This window comes from Streptomyces sp. WAC 04229 (genome assembly GCF_003947455.1).
In the GTDB taxonomy this organism is placed as follows: Bacteria; Actinomycetota; Actinomycetes; order Streptomycetales; family Streptomycetaceae; genus Streptomyces.
In genome coordinates, this window is sequence record NZ_QHJH01000052.1 from 1 (window position 1) to 14,920 (window position 14,920).

Annotated in this window: 12 protein-coding genes and 2 pseudogenes; 4 read left to right on the plus strand and 10 right to left on the minus strand. The window is 71.3% G+C overall.

Going from position 1 to position 14,920, the window contains the following annotated elements; translation table 11 throughout:
• Positions 1-184: 184 nt before the first annotated feature.
• The 3 genes from DMH12_RS16530 to mshB form a co-directional block, all read right to left on the minus strand.
• Positions 185-2,443: a hypothetical protein gene (locus DMH12_RS16530; RefSeq protein WP_125492346.1), complete on the minus strand. Its 2,259-nt coding sequence runs from the start codon at positions 2,441-2,443 to the stop codon at positions 185-187.
• A gap of 157 nt (positions 2,444-2,600) precedes the next feature.
• On the minus strand, positions 2,601-3,023 hold the full coding sequence (locus DMH12_RS16535) for a DUF6113 family protein (RefSeq protein ID WP_125492347.1): 423 nt from the start codon (positions 3,021-3,023) through the stop codon (positions 2,601-2,603).
• The gene (gene mshB / locus DMH12_RS16540; RefSeq protein ID WP_125492348.1) at positions 3,020-3,913 is read right to left on the minus strand and encodes an N-acetyl-1-D-myo-inositol-2-amino-2-deoxy-alpha-D-glucopyranoside deacetylase; all 894 of its coding nucleotides are present in this window, start codon (positions 3,911-3,913) and stop codon (positions 3,020-3,022) included. Before mshB ends, DMH12_RS16535 begins: the two co-directional genes overlap by 4 nt.
• A gap of 130 nt (positions 3,914-4,043) precedes the next feature.
• On the opposite strand from mshB, the pseudogene DMH12_RS16545 reads away from it, so the two are divergent.
• The 3 genes and pseudogenes from DMH12_RS16545 (at position 4,044) to DMH12_RS16555 (ending at position 5,332) form a co-directional block, all read left to right on the plus strand.
• A pseudogene (locus DMH12_RS16545) lies at positions 4,044-4,905 on the plus strand (helix-turn-helix domain-containing protein).
• A 74-nt stretch (positions 4,906-4,979) separates the two neighbouring features.
• Positions 4,980-5,096 (plus strand): annotated as a pseudogene (locus DMH12_RS40510) (DUF397 domain-containing protein); the annotation flags it as partial.
• A gap of 41 nt (positions 5,097-5,137) precedes the next feature.
• Positions 5,138-5,332 carry a DUF397 domain-containing protein gene (locus DMH12_RS16555; RefSeq protein ID WP_125492350.1) on the plus strand — a complete coding sequence of 65 codons (195 nt, stop codon included), beginning with the start codon at positions 5,138-5,140 and terminating at the stop codon, positions 5,330-5,332.
• Here DMH12_RS16555 and DMH12_RS16560 read toward each other — a convergent pair.
• Complete coding sequence (locus DMH12_RS16560) at positions 5,322-5,516, minus strand: hypothetical protein (RefSeq protein WP_029393692.1); 195 nt, start codon at positions 5,514-5,516, stop codon at positions 5,322-5,324. The genes DMH12_RS16555 and DMH12_RS16560 overlap by 11 nt on opposite strands.
• 195 nt (positions 5,517-5,711) lie before the next feature.
• Between DMH12_RS16560 and DMH12_RS16565 the strand changes: the two genes are divergently transcribed.
• A complete protein-coding gene (locus DMH12_RS16565) occupies positions 5,712-7,835 on the plus strand; it encodes a prolyl oligopeptidase family serine peptidase (RefSeq protein WP_125492351.1) in 2,124 nt (707 codons plus the stop codon).
• A gap of 131 nt (positions 7,836-7,966) precedes the next feature.
• Here the strand turns inward: DMH12_RS16565 and DMH12_RS16570 are convergent, their stop codons facing one another.
• The 6 genes from DMH12_RS16570 to DMH12_RS16595 all read right to left on the minus strand — a co-directional run bounded on the left by DMH12_RS16570 (position 7,967) and on the right by DMH12_RS16595 (position 14,904).
• Complete coding sequence (locus DMH12_RS16570; RefSeq protein WP_125492352.1) at positions 7,967-9,037, minus strand: ABC transporter ATP-binding protein; 1,071 nt, start codon at positions 9,035-9,037, stop codon at positions 7,967-7,969.
• Entirely contained in the window at positions 9,030-10,013 is a 984-nt protein-coding gene (locus tag DMH12_RS16575) for an ABC transporter ATP-binding protein (protein ID WP_122616062.1), read from the minus strand. Before DMH12_RS16575 ends, DMH12_RS16570 begins: the two co-directional genes overlap by 8 nt.
• A 9-nt stretch (positions 10,014-10,022) precedes the next feature.
• Positions 10,023-11,003, minus strand: a complete 981-nt coding sequence (locus tag DMH12_RS16580; protein WP_185832355.1) for an ABC transporter permease — start codon at positions 11,001-11,003, stop codon at positions 10,023-10,025.
• Entirely contained in the window at positions 10,996-11,919 is a 924-nt protein-coding gene (locus DMH12_RS16585; RefSeq protein ID WP_125492353.1) for an ABC transporter permease, read from the minus strand. The genes DMH12_RS16580 and DMH12_RS16585 overlap by 8 nt, the downstream gene beginning before the upstream one ends.
• Positions 11,920-11,928: 9 nt before the next feature.
• Entirely contained in the window at positions 11,929-13,560 is a 1,632-nt protein-coding gene (locus DMH12_RS16590) for an ABC transporter substrate-binding protein (protein WP_125492354.1), read from the minus strand.
• 198 nt (positions 13,561-13,758) lie between these two features.
• Positions 13,759-14,904, minus strand: coding sequence for an ABC transporter ATP-binding protein (locus tag DMH12_RS16595; RefSeq protein ID WP_125492355.1), 1,146 nt, complete (start codon positions 14,902-14,904; stop codon positions 13,759-13,761).
• Positions 14,905-14,920: the final 16 nt, after the last annotated feature.

Below are 14,920 nucleotides of genomic sequence, written 5' to 3' on the forward strand. Positions count from 1 at the left end.
GTTCGGGGGGAGGCGCGGGCGGCGCGGGCGATGCTGAACTGAGGCGTGCGCCTGGGCGCCGTGGAGGTGCTGCTGTCCTGCGACTGACGCTCGTGCGTGGCTGGGCGCGCCCACGCGGCGGAGCCGCACATCGATGCGGCCCCGCGCCCCTTCGGGGCGCCGGGCATGTGCCCGGCGCCGCTCGTCAGCTCGGGTTGGTCTCGATGACGGCCACCCGGTCGGTCTTGCTCTTCAGGGCCTGGCGCAGGGCGCCGTAGACGTCCTCGGGGGTGACGGCCGTCTTCTTGCCGTTGGCGCGGGTGATGAGCACGCCGTCGAACGTCTGGCCGTAGAGGCCCTTGAGGGCGTTCAGGTCGGGCTTGTCGACCAGCTTGCCGCCGACGGCCGTGACGCCGAGGAACTTCCAGAGCGACTTCTCGGGGCTGAACTTGACCTCGACGCCGCTCGCCCGGACCGTCACTATGCCCGACATGGCCGGCTCGGCGAACTCCTTCAGCATCCGGTCGACCTCGGCCTTGGAGACCGTCGGCTGCTGGGTGGTCGTCGGCACGCTCACCGCGGCGGCGGTGCCGGTCTCCACCTGGGTGCGGTACGCCGCCTGCACGGACTCGGTCGACTTGGCGACGTCGATGCCCTTGCCCGCCTTGCCGTAGACCGGCACGGCCCTGCCGGACTCGAACTCGATCGTGCCCTCGGTCACGGATCCGGCGCCGCCCGCCGCGTCCTCCAGGGCGGCGTGCAGCTTCTCCTCGTCGACGGGCATCTCCGGTTCGACGACCCGCTTCTGGCCGAAGAGCGAGCCGATGACGGAGACCGGGTTGTAGTCGCTCGTGGCCGCCGCGCTGGCGGTGGCCTGCGCGTCGAGCTGGAGCCCGGCCTGGTCCGGCTTGAGGGAGACGCTCTCGCCGCCCACCGTGAGCTTCAGCGGCTTGCCCGCACGGGCGCCGAGGGTGTCGTCCAGCTTCTCGACGGCGTCGTCGCGGGTGCCGCCGCCGATGTCGACGCCGAGCACGGTGGTGCCCTTGGGCACGTCGGAGCGGTTCATCAGCAGGCCGGCGCCGTAGGTGACACCGGCGATCACGACCACGCCGCCGACGAGCAGCGGCAGCTTGCCGCGCCCCTTCTTCTTCGCGGGCTTGGCGGAGGCGGCCGGGGGCGTGGAGACCGGCTCGGGCAGCTTGGGGGGCGTGTGCGGCAGGGGTCCGTCGCCGCCGGGGCGCTGGCCCTGGAACGGCGCGCTGCGCTCGCTCGGTACGACGGGGATGCCGCTGGTGACGGTGTTGCCGGAGATGTTTTCCGGGTTGCCGTAGCCCGGCGTGCCCGGCTCGGGGGCCGGCTTCTGCGGGGTGAGGATCGCGGTGTCGTCGCTGAGCCCACCGCCGGGGCCGGTGCCGGGACCCTGCGTCCTGCCGGGGGCGGCGGGCCCTCCCGGACCCCGCACGCCGGCCGGCGCGGGCCCGCGCTGTGCCGGGGGCGCTCCGGCCCCTGCGGCCGCCCCGGGGGCGCCGAAGTCGCCGAGGTCGCCGAGGTCGCCCACCGGGGGCGGCGAGAGCCGGCCCTCCCCGGTGACCGGGCCGCCGGTCGGACCCGCGGGGCCACCCGGGCCGCCGCCGTAGGGGGACTGCCCCTTCGGGCCGCCGCCCTGGGTGCCCGGTCCCTCGCCGGAGAAGTACGGCAGGTCGTCGCGGCGCGGCTCGCCGCCGGGGCCGGTGCCGGGGCGGGCGCCGTTGCCGCCGAGCGGTCCGGCCGCCAGCGCCTCGGTCACGTCGAAGGAACCGGTGCCTCCGCCGTGGCCGGGCGCCACGGGACCGCCCGTCGCCCCGGGGAGACCGGCGCCGTTCGTGGAGCCGGGCCGGGAGCCGCCGGGCACGTTCATGGAGCCGACGACGCCACCGGGACGGCCGCTGCCGCCTCCCGGACGCGTACCGGCACCGGACGCAGCGGGACCGGACGGGCCGGGTGTGCCGGCCGGGCCGCCGGGGGCCGGGCCGGAACCGCCGGGCAGACCGGCGCCGTTGGCGGAGCCTCCGCCCTGAGTGCCCTTGCCAGGACCGGACTTGCGGGGCGCGAACCAGTCGCTGGTCGGCTTCTCCTCGGCGGACCCGACGGGCTCGGCGGGAGCCTCGGGCGCGCTCGCGGGCGCGGCCGCGCCGGGCGCGGGCTGCTCGGCCGTCGTCTCCGCGTCGCCCGCGCCGCTCTCGGCATCCGTGACGGGCTTGCGCACGACGACGGGCGGGATGGGCCGCGACCCGGGGATGTTGATCCGGATACGGGTCGTCAGCGTCGTCTCGGTCTTGCGGTCCTCCGGTCGCGCGGCCGAACGGCCCGCGTCCGCACCGGCGTCGGAAGCCGTGGGTGTCCCGTAGGGCGGGGTGCCCGACGGGTACGCGGCTCCGCCGCGCCCGTGGGGGCCGGAGGACGAACTGTCAGTTTCACGACTCAAGGCAGGTTCTCCCGGTTGGCTCCGCCGCCCGTCACCCCTTCGGAGCGGGCGGCTCGGCGGCGCGCACCACCATACTGGCCACTTCTCACGCGTATCCCGTGACCGCCGGGGAAACCCACACGGGACTCGCACGAGCACGGTATGGCGAAGTACTACGTCACTTGCGAAGTCGGACGGCGTCGCCGTCCGGTTGCCTCACCGGCGCGAGGGTGGCGCACATCACAGCGACCGCGATCCCGCCGAGCAGGAAGAGATAGGAGCCGACCCCCGCGGCGAACACGAAGTCACCCTCGGGGCGGCTGGTGGTGAGCAGCACCACGGCGAGCGCCCAGCCGGCGGCCGGCGCGACGGCGCCGCCCCGGCGTCCCACGGCACGGCCCGCCCCGAGGCACAGCCCGGCCTCGGCGGCCAGGGCCAGCAGCAGCCCCCCGGGGAACCAGGCCGGCTGGAGCAGCGCCCCGGCGACGCCGATCACGGCGCCGAGTACGAAAAGGACCACGTAGAGGGCGGCGCGGCCGAGCGAGGGCGGGCGCAGGGGCTGGGCCAGCGCGGAGGTGGTCGGCGGGGTGCGTCCGGTCACGGCGCCTCCTCTGTCTCGTGGGTCCCGGTTCCGGTCCCGATCCCGGCGAAGAGGTCGCTCTCCCGCCCCTCACCGGCCCGCTCGCCCCGCACGAGTTCGTAGTACTCGGTGGTGAGGACCGGCTGGGCCAGGTCGTTGGAGAGGACGAAGTACGGTTCGGCGACCGTGATCTGCGTGGCGTGGGCGCGCATCGCGGCGGCCTTGGCGGCGGCGTACGCGGTGCCCTCGCCGCGGATCTCGGTGGTGATCTTCCCGTCGTCGACGACGCCGGGTACGTCCTCGACGCCGGCCGCCCTGTCGAACGGCGTGCCCGGCAGGTCGGCACGGAGGCGTGCGAAGTCGTCCTCGATGCGGGAGCGCGGGACGCGGTTCCAGTACACCTTCCGCACCGGGCAGCCCGCCTCGGCCGCCAGTTCCACCGCCCGCATGGCGATGCGGTGGGCCTGGATGTGGTCGGGGTGGCCGTAGCCGCCGTCGGGGTCGTAGGTGACGAGCACCTGGGGGCGCACCTCGCGGATCACCTCGACGAGGAGCGCGGCGGCCTCGTCGAGGTCCGCCTGCCACAGGCAGCCGGGGTCGTCGTTGTCGGGCAGGCCCATCATCCCGGAGTCCGCGAACCGGCCCGGCCCGCCGAGCAGACGGAAGTCCTCGACGCCGAGCGCGCGCATGGCGTCCGCCAGCTCACCCCTGCGGTGCCCGCCCAGGGCGGCACCGGACAGGTGCGCCAGTTCCGGCGGGATGACCTCCCCCCGCTCACCGAGGGTGCAGGTCACCAGCGTCACGTGGGCGCCTTCGGCGGCGTACCTGGCCATGGTGACGCCGTTGTTGATCGACTCGTCGTCCGGGTGCGCGTGCACCAGCAGCAGACGCCGGGCGGGGAGTGCCTTCATGAGGCCACCCTAAGAGGCCGCGCCCCCGTTCTCGTAACTGTCCAGGGCTTGTCCAGTGCCGTCCGGGCTGTCCGTGCGTTGCCCCGGGTAAGGCGTGGCGGTACGGCACGGGAGTACGGAGGGGCGCGACATGTCGGTGGACGTCGAGACGGAACAGGTGGACGAGCCGGGGTGGGAGGTGGACCCCGACGACGACTGGGCGCTCGCCGTGATCGCGACGGTGGGTCGGCAGCTGAAGCTGCGGCGCGAGGCGGCGGGGATGCGGGCCGCCGACTTCGCGGTGGCGGTCGGGTACGGGGAGGACCTGGTCTACAAGGTCGAGGGCGGGAAGCGGATCCCCCGGCTCGACTACCTGGACACGGCGGACCGCGTGCTGGACGCGGGCGGGCTCATCTCCGCGATGAAGGAGGACGTGCGGAGGGTCCGGTATCCGAAGAAGGTGCGGGATCTCGCGCAGATGGAGGCGCGGGCGGTGGAGCTTCAGCTGTACGACCCGTTGCACATCCACGGCCTCCTGCAGACCCCCGAGTACTCGCGTGCCCTTCTGTCGATGCGGCGTCCCACCTATGCAGCCGACGAGATCGAGCGCTTCATCGCGGCGCGCCTCGCACGCAAGGCGATCTTCGATCGGGAGCCCGCACCCGAACTCGGATTCATCCTGGAGGAGTGGACGCTCAGGCCCACTGGGCGGGAGGCAGACCCTGCGCGGCCAGCTCGCGCATCTGCTGGAAGTCAGCGGCTTGCCCAGCATCGAGCTTCAGGTGATGCCGATGGACCGCGAGGAACACGCGGGGGTGGACGGCGGCATCGAGGTACTGAAGTTCGCGGACGGGTCGGCGGTCGGGCGCTCGCCAGCCGTCGCCGGTGGACGGCCTGTGTCGACCCCCAGGCAACTCCGTATCCTGGAACTGCGGTACGGGATCATCCGGGCTCAGGCCCTCTCGCCGCGTCAGTCGACAGCCTTCATCGAACAACTGCTGGGGGAGACATGAACCGCGACACCGGCCTGGCATGGTTCAAGAGCAGCTACAGCAGCGGCAGCGAAGGCGACTCCTGCGTGGAGGTCGCCCTCGAACCCCGCGCCGTCCACGTCCGCGACTCCAAGAACCGCCCGGACGCCGGCCCCCGGCTCGCGCTGGCTGCGGGAGCCTGGGCGGACTTCGTGGCCGCCGTCAGAAGTTGATGTGAGTCGGCCGCGTTCATCGAACGACTGCTGGGGGAGACATGACCCGCAAGAACGATCTCGCGTGGTTCAAGAGCAGCTACAGCAGCAGCAGCGAGGGCGACTCCTGCGTGGAGGTCGCCCTCGAACCCCGCGCCGTCCACGTCCGCGACTCCAAGCACCGCCCGGACGCCGGCCCCCGGCTCGCGCTGGCTCCGGAGGCCTGGGCCGACTTCGTGGCCGCCGTCAGAAGTTGATGCTCCCGATCATCCCCGCGATGTTCGTCGTCAGCTCACTGATCGTGGGCGCGACGGTCGAGGAAGCCAGGTAGAAGCCGAGCAGCATGCACACCACCGCGTGCCCCGCCTTCAGACCGGACTTCTTGACCAGCAGGAAGACGATGATCGCCAGCAGCACAACCGCCGAAATCGAGAGTGCCACGGCGGCTCACCTCCAATGGGCCCAGGGACATGGGGGGTCGGTCGCAGTCGGAGCTTGGGACAGTGCACGCAGATAAATCCACGCTGCGGGCACCTGGTTGATACCCACTATGCGCTAGTGATCATAACTATCCGTGCGCGCGCATCTCTCGGCGCACGGCCGCACAAGGGGGCGCATGGCCAATATGGTCGAGGCATGACGACCGAGTCCGACTCCTTCCCCAAACGGCACGCCCGCACCCAGCGGTTCACGCTCGGCGCGCCACGTTCGTTCACCGTGGCGCCCGACGGTTCACGGGTCGCCTTCCTGCGCTCCGGCACCGGCACGGACCGGGCCAACTCCCTCTGGGTTCTCGACATCGACGGGGGCACGGAGCGCGTCGCCGCCGACCCGCGAGCCCTGCTCGGCGGTGCCGAGGAGGCCCTGTCGCCCGAGGAACGGGCACGGCGCGAGCGCAGCCGCGAGGGAGGTGCGGGCATCGTCGACTACGCCACCGACTCGGCGGTCGAGCTGGCCTCCTTCGCCCTCTCCGGGCGGCTCTTCGCGGCCGAACTGAGGGCCGGCACCGCCCGCGAACTGTCCACGCCCGGGCCGGTGATCGACCCCCGCCCCTCCCCCGACGGCCGGCACATCGCCTATGCCGCGCGGGGCGGCCTGCGGGTCGTGGGCGCCGAGGGGGACGGGGACAGGGCCCTGGCCGAGGCGGACGGCGAGGGCGTCGCGTACGGGCTCGCCGAGTTCATCGCCGCCGAGGAGATGGGCCGCAGCCGGGGCTTCTGGTGGAGCCCTGACTCGGACCGGCTGCTGGTGGCACGGGTGGACGACACGCCCGTGCAGCGCTGGTGGATCTCCGACCCGGCCCGCCCCGAACGTGATCCACAACACGTGCCGTACCCGGCGGCCGGCACCGCCAACGCGGACGTACGGCTGTTCGTCCTCGGCCTCGACGGGGGGCGCACGGAGGTTCTGTGGGACCGGGCGCGGTACCCGTATCTGGCGCGAGTGCACTGGTCGGCGTCGGGTGCGCCGCTCCTTCTCGTACAGGCGCGCGACCAGCGCAGCCAGTTGTTCCTGGCCGTGGACACGGTGTCCGGGACGACCCGGATGGTGCACGCCGACGAAGATCCAGTTTGGCTGGAACTCTTCCCCGGTGTGCCGTGCTGGAGCCCGTCCGGGCAGTTGGTGCGGATCGCCGACGAGGGCGGTGCGCGCGTGCTGGCGGTCGGTGAACGGCTGCTGACCGGCGGCCAGCTGCACCTGCGGGCGGTGCTGGACGTCGGGGACGACGACGTGCTGGTCTCGGCGTCGGCGGGCGCCGAGGCGGCCGACCCGGAGACGGGCGAGGTGCACGTCTACCGGGTGAACGAACTCGGCGTGGAGCGCGTCTCGCAGGAGCCCGGCGTGCACACCGCGGTGCGCTCCGGGGACGTGTCCGTTCTCGTCACCGCGACGCTCGACCACCCGGGCGCCCGGGTCCGGGTTCTGCGGGACGGCAAGACGGCGGCCACCGTCGCCTCGTATGCCGAAGACCCCGGTTTGTCCCCGCGCGTGACACTCACCCGAGGGGGCGCACGTGCTGTCCCGTGCGCCGTGCTTATGCCAACGGACTACCACGGTGACACCCTCCTCCCCGTACTCCTGGACCCGTACGGTGGCCCGCACGGCCAGCGGGTGGTCGCGGCGCACAACGCCCACCTCACCTCGCAGTGGTTCGCCGACCAGGGTTTCGCGGTGATCGTCGCCGACGGGCGGGGCACGCCGGGGCACTCCCCCGCCTGGGAGAAGTCCATCAAGGACGACGTGGCCGCGGTCGTGCTCCAGGACCAGGTCGACGCGCTCCAGGCGCTCGCCGCCGACTTCCCGCTGGACCTGAACCGGGTCGCCGTGCGCGGCTGGTCCTTCGGCGGCTACCTGGCCGCGCTGGCGGCCCTGCGCCGGCCGGACGTCTTCCACGCGGCGGTGGTCGGGGCGCCGGTCACCGACCTGCGGCTCTACGACACCCACTACCAGGAGCGGTACCTCGGCGACCCCGGCGAGCAGCCGGACGTCTACCGGCGCAACTCGGTGATCGACGACGCCGGGCTGGTGGACGCCGCCGAGCCGCACCGCCCGATGATGGTCATCCACGGGCTCGCGGACGACAACGTGGTGGTCGCGCACTCCCTGCGCCTGTCCTCGGCCCTGCTGGCCGCCGGCCGCCCGCACGAGGTGCTGCCGCTGTCCGGCGTCACGCACATGACCCCGCAGGAGTCGGTCGCCGAGAACCTGCTGCTGCTCCAGGTCGACTTCCTCAAGCGGTCGCTGCCCGCACCGTCGTAGGACCCGTCACCCGTACGGCCAACCGCCTTAACACACAGGCAACTTCGCCGAAGCGGCTCCGATATACGGACGCGCGAGGCTGTTCAGCGTACGGCCGTGCGGGTGCTGTAAGCGGGCCGGGAAGCGCCATGTCACCCCGGCCCGCTGCCGTCGCCCCCGGTGCCGTCGCCCTCGCTCTCGGGCGGCACCACCTGCTTCTCCTCGGCGAAGTGGCACGCCGAGTCGTGGGCCGCGGGTCCGGAGACCGAGCGGAACTCCGCGGGGACGGCGAGCGCCGGTACCTCCAGCGCGCACCGCTCCCGCGCCTTCCAGCAGCGGGTGCGGAATCGGCAGCCGGAGGGGATGTTCGTCGGGGACGGGACGTCGCCGGCCAGGATGATCCGCTCCCGGCGCTCCCGGGCCTCCGGGTCGGGCACCGGTACGGCGGACAGCAGGGCCTGGGTGTAGGGGTGGGTCGGGTGGTCGTAGATCTCGGCGTCCCGGCCGGTCTCCACGATGCGGCCGAGGTACATCACCCCGACCCGGTCGGAGATGTGCCGGACGATCGACAGGTCGTGAGCGATGAAGATGTAGGACAGGTCGAACTCGTCCTGGAGACGGCCCATCAGGTTGATCACCTGGGCCTGGACGGAGACGTCGAGGGCCGAGACGGGTTCGTCGGCGACGATGATCTCCGGGCGCAGGGCGAGGCCGCGCGCGATGCCGATGCGCTGGCGCTGGCCGCCGGAGAACTGGTGGGGATAGCGGTTGACGTACTCCGGGTTGAGGCCGACCACGTCCAGGAGGTGCTGGACCCGGGCCCGCCGGTCGCCCTTCGGCGCCACCTCGGGGTGGATGTCGTACGCCTCCCCGATGATGTCGCCGACCGTCATGCGGGGGTTGAGGGAGGTGTAGGGGTCCTGGAAGACCATCTGGATGTTCCGGCGGACCGCCTTGAGGGCCTTCCCGGACAGCTTGGTGATGTCCTCGCCCTTGTAGCGGATCTCGCCGGCCGTCGGCTTCTCCAGGTTGACCAGCATCTTGGCGACCGTGGACTTGCCGCAGCCGGACTCGCCGACGATGCCGAGGGTCTCGCCGCGGTCGAGGTGGAAGTCGACGCCGTCGACCGCCTTCACCGCGCCGACCTGCTTCTTGAAGAGGATGCCGGTCGTCAGCGGGTAGTGCTTGACGAGGCCGGTGACCTGAAGGATCGGCTCAGCCATGCAGGCACTCCCTCCAGAAGTGGCAGGCGCTGCCCCGCTCCGCGTCGGACTCGGTGACGTCGTACAGCGGCGGTACGTCGGTGCGGCAGACGTCCTGGGCCATCGGGCAGCGCGGGTGGAAGGCGCAGCCGGGCGGGATGCGGGTGAGGTTGGGCGGCAGGCCCTTGATGGCGTACAGCTCCTGGCCCTTCTGGTCCAGGCGCGGGATCGACTCCAGCAGGCCGCGGGTGTAGGGGTGGGCGGGGTTCTTGTAGATGTCGTGGACGGGAGCGGTCTCGACGATGCGGCCCGCGTACATGACGGCGATCTTGTCGGCGACGTCGGCGACCACGCCCAGGTCGTGGGTGATGAGGATGAGGCCCATGTGCAGCTCGCGCTGGAGTTCCGCGAGCAGGTCCATGACCTGGGCCTGGACGGTGACGTCGAGGGCGGTGGTCGGTTCGTCGGCGATGATCAGCTTGGGCTCCAGGGCCATCGCCATGGCGATCATGATGCGCTGGCGCATGCCGCCGGAGAACTGGTGCGGGTACTGCCGCACCCGCTCCTTCGCGGCCGGGATGCGGACCCGGTCCATCAGCTCGACGGCCTTGGCGCGGGCGTCCTTGCGGGACATGCCCCGGTGCACGGTGAACATCTCGCCGAGCTGGTCGCCGACGGTCAGGACGGGGTTCAGCGAGGACAGCGCGTCCTGGAAGATCATCGCCATCTCGGCGCCGCGGACCTTCCTGCGCTCCTCCTCCTTCAGCTTCAGCAGGTCCCGGCCCTCGAAGAGGATCTCGCCCGAGGTGATCCGGCCCGGCGGGATGTCGAGGATGCCCATGATCGTCTGGGCGGTGACGGACTTGCCGGAGCCGGACTCGCCGAGCACGGCCAGGGTCTCGCCCGCGTCGACGCCGTAGCTGACGCCGTTGACGGCCCTGGCGACGCCGTCCCGGGTGTGGAACTCCACGTGCAGGTCGCGCACTTCGAGCAGCATGGCGCCGGCTCACCTCAGCTTCGGGTCGAGGGCGTCGCGCACCGCGTCGCCGAGCATGATGAAAGCGAGGACGGTGACGGCCAGCGCGCCCGACGGCCACAGCAGCGCGTGCGGGGCGTTGCGGACGTAGGGGGCGGCGGCGGAGATGTCGATGCCCCAGGAGACGCTGGGCGGCTTCAGGCCGACGCCGAGGAAGGACAGGGTCGCCTCCAGGGAGATGTAGGTGCCCAGCGCGATGGTCGCCACGACGATGACGGGGGCGACGGCGTTGGGCGCGATGTGCCGCAGCAGCAGCCGGGAGTTGGAGGCGCCGAGGGCGCGGGCGGCCTGGACGTAGTCGTTCTGCTTGGCGGTGATGACGGAGCCGCGGGCGATGCGGGAGATCTGCGGCCAGCCGAGCAGCACGATGAAGCCGATGACGGGCCAGACGGTGTTGCTGGTGATCACGGAGAGCAGCACCAGGCCGCCGAGGACGACCGGGATCGCGAAGAAGATGTCGGTGATGCGGGAGAGGACCGCGTCCCCTCCCCCGCCGAAGAACCCGGCGAGCCCGCCGAGCACGCTGCCGAGGACGGCGACCCCGAGGGTGGCGAGGACACCGACCGCCACCGACGTACGGGCGCCGTAGACGGTGCGGGTGTAGACGTCGCAGCCCTGGCCGTTGAAGCCGAAGGGGTGGCCGGACTGGGAGCCCTCCTGTGCCTTGGCCAGGTCGCACTTGAGGGGGCTGCCGGAGGCGATCAGGGACGGCCAGATGGAGATGACGACCAGGAAGAGGATCACCAGCGCGGAGATGATGAAGACGGGGTTGCGGCGCAGGTCGTGCCAGGCGTCGGACCAGAGGCTGCGGGGCTTGTCCTGCGGGCTGCCGCCGTCGGGTCCCGGTGCCTTCTCCAGGGTCGCGGCCTCGCTCGCGCCCAGGTCCATGGTGCCGCCCATGCCGGTGCCCGCGATGGCGCGCTCGGGCTGGTAGGGCTCCTGTTCAGGCATAGCGGATCCTCGGGTCGAGTACGGCGTACAGGAGGTCGACGACGAGGTTGGCGACGAGGAAGACGAGGACCAGGACGGTGACGAAGCCGACCACGGTCTGCGTGTTCTGGCGCAGGATGCCCTGGTAGAGCTGGTAGCCGACGCCGTGGATGTTGAAGATCCGCTCGGTGACGATGGCGCCGCCCATCAGGGCGCCGATGTCGGTGCCGATGAAGGTGACGACGGGGATGAGGGAGTTGCGCAGCAGGTGCCGGGTGATGACCCGGTGGCGCGGCAGGCCCTTGGCGATGGCCGTGCGGACGTAGTCGGAGCGCCGGTTCTCCGCGATGGAGGTGCGGGTCAGCCGGGTGACGTAGGCCAGGGACACCGAGGCGAGGACCAGGCCCGGGACGATCAGCTCGTCGAAGGGCGCCTCGGAGGAGACGGCCGGGTCGATCCAGCCCCACTTGACGCCGAGCAGCAGCTGGAGCAGCAGGCCGGTGACGAAGGTGGGCACGGAGATGACGACCAGGGTGAGCAGCAGCACCCCGGTGTCGACGGGACGGCCGCGGCGCAGGCCGGTGACGACGCCGAGGACGATGCCGACGACGATCTCGAAGAGGATCGCGATGACCGTGAGCCGGATGGTGACCGGGAACGCCGTCCCCATCAGCTCGGTGACCGGCTGGCCGTTGAAGGCGGTGCCGAAGTCGCCGGTGAAGACGTTGCCCATGTAGGTCAGGTATTGCTGCCAGACGGGCTTGTCGAGGCCGAACTCCTTCCGCAGCTGGGCCGCGGTGGCCGGGTCGCACTCCCGGTCGCCGCAGAGCCCCGCGACGGGGTCGCCCATCACGTTGACCATCAGGAAGATCAGCAGCGTGGCCCCGATGAAGACCGGGATCATCTGGAGCAGCCGCCGGACGACGTAGCGTCCCATGGCGCCCCCTCAGCTCACCTTGATCTCGTTGTACACCGGGACGCTGAACGGGTTGAGTTCCACGTCGGAGAGGCGGTCCGAGTAGCCGGCGCTGCCGTTCTGGTACCAGAGCGGGATGGCGGCCATGTTGTCGCGGACGACCTCCTCGGCCTGCTGGAAGGTCTTGACGGCCTCGGCCTCGTCCGTCTGGCCGTTGGCCTTGTCGACCAGGTCGTCGAACTCCTGGTTGGACCACTTGCCGTCGTTGGAGGAGGCGTTGGTGTAGTAGAGCGGCTGGAGGAAGTTCTGGATCAGCGGGTAGTCCATCTGCCAGCCGGCGCGGAAGGGGCCGCTCATCTTCCGGTCGGTGATCTGGCTGCGGAAGTCGGCGAAGGTGCCGACCGGGTTGCCGACGCAGGCGCGGTCGTTGTCCAGGGCGTTGTTGATGGAGTTGCAGACCGCGTCGACCCACTGCTTGTGGGAGCCGGTGTCGGCGTTGTAGGTGATCTTGACCTGGCCGCCGGGGAGGCCGCCACCGTCCTTGACCAGCTTCTTCGCCTCTTCGGGGTTGTAGTCGCAGCCGTCGCCGCAGAGGCCGGCCTTGTACCCGCCGTCCTCGCCGAGGACCGGTGAGGTCCAGTCGGTGGCCGGGGTGCGGGTCTGCTGGAAGATCGTGTCGGTGATCTGCTTGCGGTCGATCGCCATGGACAGGCCCTTGCGCACCTTCTCCGACCCGGACTTGTTCCAGTCGTCGTCGTAGAACGGGAAGGCGAGGGTCTGGATGATGCCGGCCGGGGTGTTGATGTACCGGTCGCCGAGGTCGTTCTTCACGTTCTTGAGCTGGGCGGCCGGGACGTCGTCGACGAGGTCGAGGTTGCCGGCGATCAGGTCGGTGTAGGCCGTGTTGTTGTCGGTGTAGACCTTCAGGTCGACGCCGCCGTTCTGGGCCTTGTCGTCGCCGGGGTACTGGTCCCAGGTGCGCAGCGACATCTGGTTGCCGCGGGTGTAGTTGTCGACCTGGTAGGGGCCGTTGCCGACGGGCTTCTGGAGCCAGGCGTCGTGGTCGTCGAAGAACGCCTTCGGCAGCGGCGCGAAGGCGTTGTAGCCGAGGGTGTCGGGGAAGCTGGAGAACTTCTGGTTGAGCTTGACGGTGAAGGTGCGTTCCCCGGTCACCTTCAGCCCGGAGAGCGTGTCCGCGCTCTGGTCGCCGCCGTCCTCGGGGTGCACCTTGTCGTAGCCGTCGATGTAGGCGAAGAAGTAGGCGTTGCGCTGGTTGTTCTTCAGGCTCGCGCCGTAGTTCCAGGCGTCGACGAAAGACTGGGCGGTGACCTTCTCGCCGTTGCTGAAGGTCCAGCCGTCCTTGACGGTGATGTCGTAGGTCTGCGAGTCGGAGGTCTCGATCTTCTCGGCGAGCATGTCCTTGGCCTCGCCGGTCTTCGGGTCGTACTTCTTCAGGTTCCGGAAGATCATGTCGAGGACCTTGCCGCCCTGCACCTCGTTGGTGTTGGCCGGCTCCAGCGGGTTCTGGGGGTCGCCCCACGAGGAGCTGAGCACGCCGCCGCTGTCCCCACCGCTGTCCCCGCCCCCGCCGCCGCAGGCCGTCGCCGCGAGGGCTGCCGCCGCCGCGCATGCGGCCCATTTGGCGTGCGTCGCTCCGCGCATGGAGTGCCTCCTCGTGCCCTGACTCGTCCGCTGGTGCGTTCCCGGTCAGCTTCGGGGGGCTGGTGGCGCGGCGCACACCCGTACGGTCCGTACGGGTTGCGGACGTCCGCCGGACGGGTGTCGGCGGTGGGCGGGCACGACGAAGGGCGGGGACGGAAGTGTGCTCCCGTCCCCGCCCTTCGTATCGGAGGTGCCGGTTCAGCTCTTGGTGAGCGTCGTCCCGCCGTCGGCGTCGCCCTCCAGCGCCTTCAGACCCGGGTCCATGACGATGTCCACGTCCCTGGCCTCGGTCGTGGGCTCTTCGGGGAAGTGGCAGGCCGTCAGGTGGCCCGCGCGGTTGCCGGAGAGCTGCACCAGCGGCGGCTCCTCGGTGGCGCACTTGTCCTGCGCCTTCCAGCACCGGGTGCGGAAGCGGCAGCCGGACGGCGGGGCGACCGGCGAGGGCACGTCGCCCTGCAGGCGGATCCGCTCCCGCTTCTCCGCGTCCACGTCGACCTCCGGCACCGCCGACAGCAGAGCGTGCGTGTACGGGTGGCGGGGCCGGTTGTAGAGCGAGTCGCGGTCCGCGATCTCCACGACCTTGCCGAGGTACATCACCGCGACGCGCTGCGAGAAGTGCCGCACGATCGCCAGGTCGTGGGCGATGAACACGAACGCGATGCCCATCTCCCGCTGCACTTCCTGCAGCAGGTTGACCACCTGGGCCTGGATCGACACGTCGAGGGCCGAGACCGGCTCGTCGGCGACGATGAGCTTCGGCTCGAGGGCGACTGCGCGCGCGACGCCGATGCGCTGGCGCTGACCGCCGGAGAACTCGTGCGGGAAGCGGTTGTAGTGCTCCGGGTTGAGACCGACGATCTCCAGGAGCTCGCGGACGCGCTTCTCCCGGCCGCCGGGCGGGTTGATCCCGTTGATCTCCATCGGGCCGGAGATGATCGTGCCCACGGTCTGCCGGGGGTTCAGCGACGCGTACGGGTCCTGGAAGATCATCTGGATCTCGGACCGGATCGGCGCCAGCTGCCGCCGGCTGGCGCGGGTGATGTCCTGGCCCTTGTACTCGATCGTGCCCTGCGTGGGCTCGTAGAGACGGGTCAGCAGCCGGCCGGTGGTCGACTTGCCGCAGCCGGACTCGCCGACGAGGCCCAGGCTTTCCCCGGGGTAGACCGCGAAGTCGACGCCGTCGACGGCCTTGACGTGGCCGACGGTGCGTTTGATCGGGAAGCCGCCCTTGATGGGGAAGTGTTTCGTCAGGCCCTTGACCTGGAGAAGCGGCGCGGTGTCGCCCTCCCGCTGCTGCGGGAAGGAGTCGGCCACCGCCGTTGTCGTCTTGGTGTTGTCGCTCATGGTGATGCCCCAGTCG

Coding starts and splice junctions, on each gene's coding strand:
- DMH12_RS16580 (WP_185832355.1), bottom strand. CDS start 11,003: ATGCCTGAACAGGAGCCCTACCAGCCCGAGCGCGCCATCGCGGGCACC.
- mshB (WP_125492348.1), bottom strand. CDS start 3,913: ATGAAGGCACTCCCCGCCCGGCGTCTGCTGCTGGTGCACGCGCACCCG.
- DMH12_RS16555 (WP_125492350.1), top strand. CDS start 5,138: ATGACCCGCAAGAACGATCTCGCGTGGTTCAAGAGCAGCTACAGCAGC.
- DMH12_RS16585 (WP_125492353.1), bottom strand. CDS start 11,919: ATGGGACGCTACGTCGTCCGGCGGCTGCTCCAGATGATCCCGGTCTTC.
- DMH12_RS16570 (WP_125492352.1), bottom strand. CDS start 9,037: ATGGCTGAGCCGATCCTTCAGGTCACCGGCCTCGTCAAGCACTACCCG.
- DMH12_RS16590 (WP_125492354.1), bottom strand. CDS start 13,560: ATGCGCGGAGCGACGCACGCCAAATGGGCCGCATGCGCGGCGGCGGCA.
- DMH12_RS16575 (WP_122616062.1), bottom strand. CDS start 10,013: ATGCTGCTCGAAGTGCGCGACCTGCACGTGGAGTTCCACACCCGGGAC.
- DMH12_RS16565 (WP_125492351.1), top strand. CDS start 5,712: ATGACGACCGAGTCCGACTCCTTCCCCAAACGGCACGCCCGCACCCAG.
- DMH12_RS16595 (WP_125492355.1), bottom strand. CDS start 14,904: ATGAGCGACAACACCAAGACGACAACGGCGGTGGCCGACTCCTTCCCG.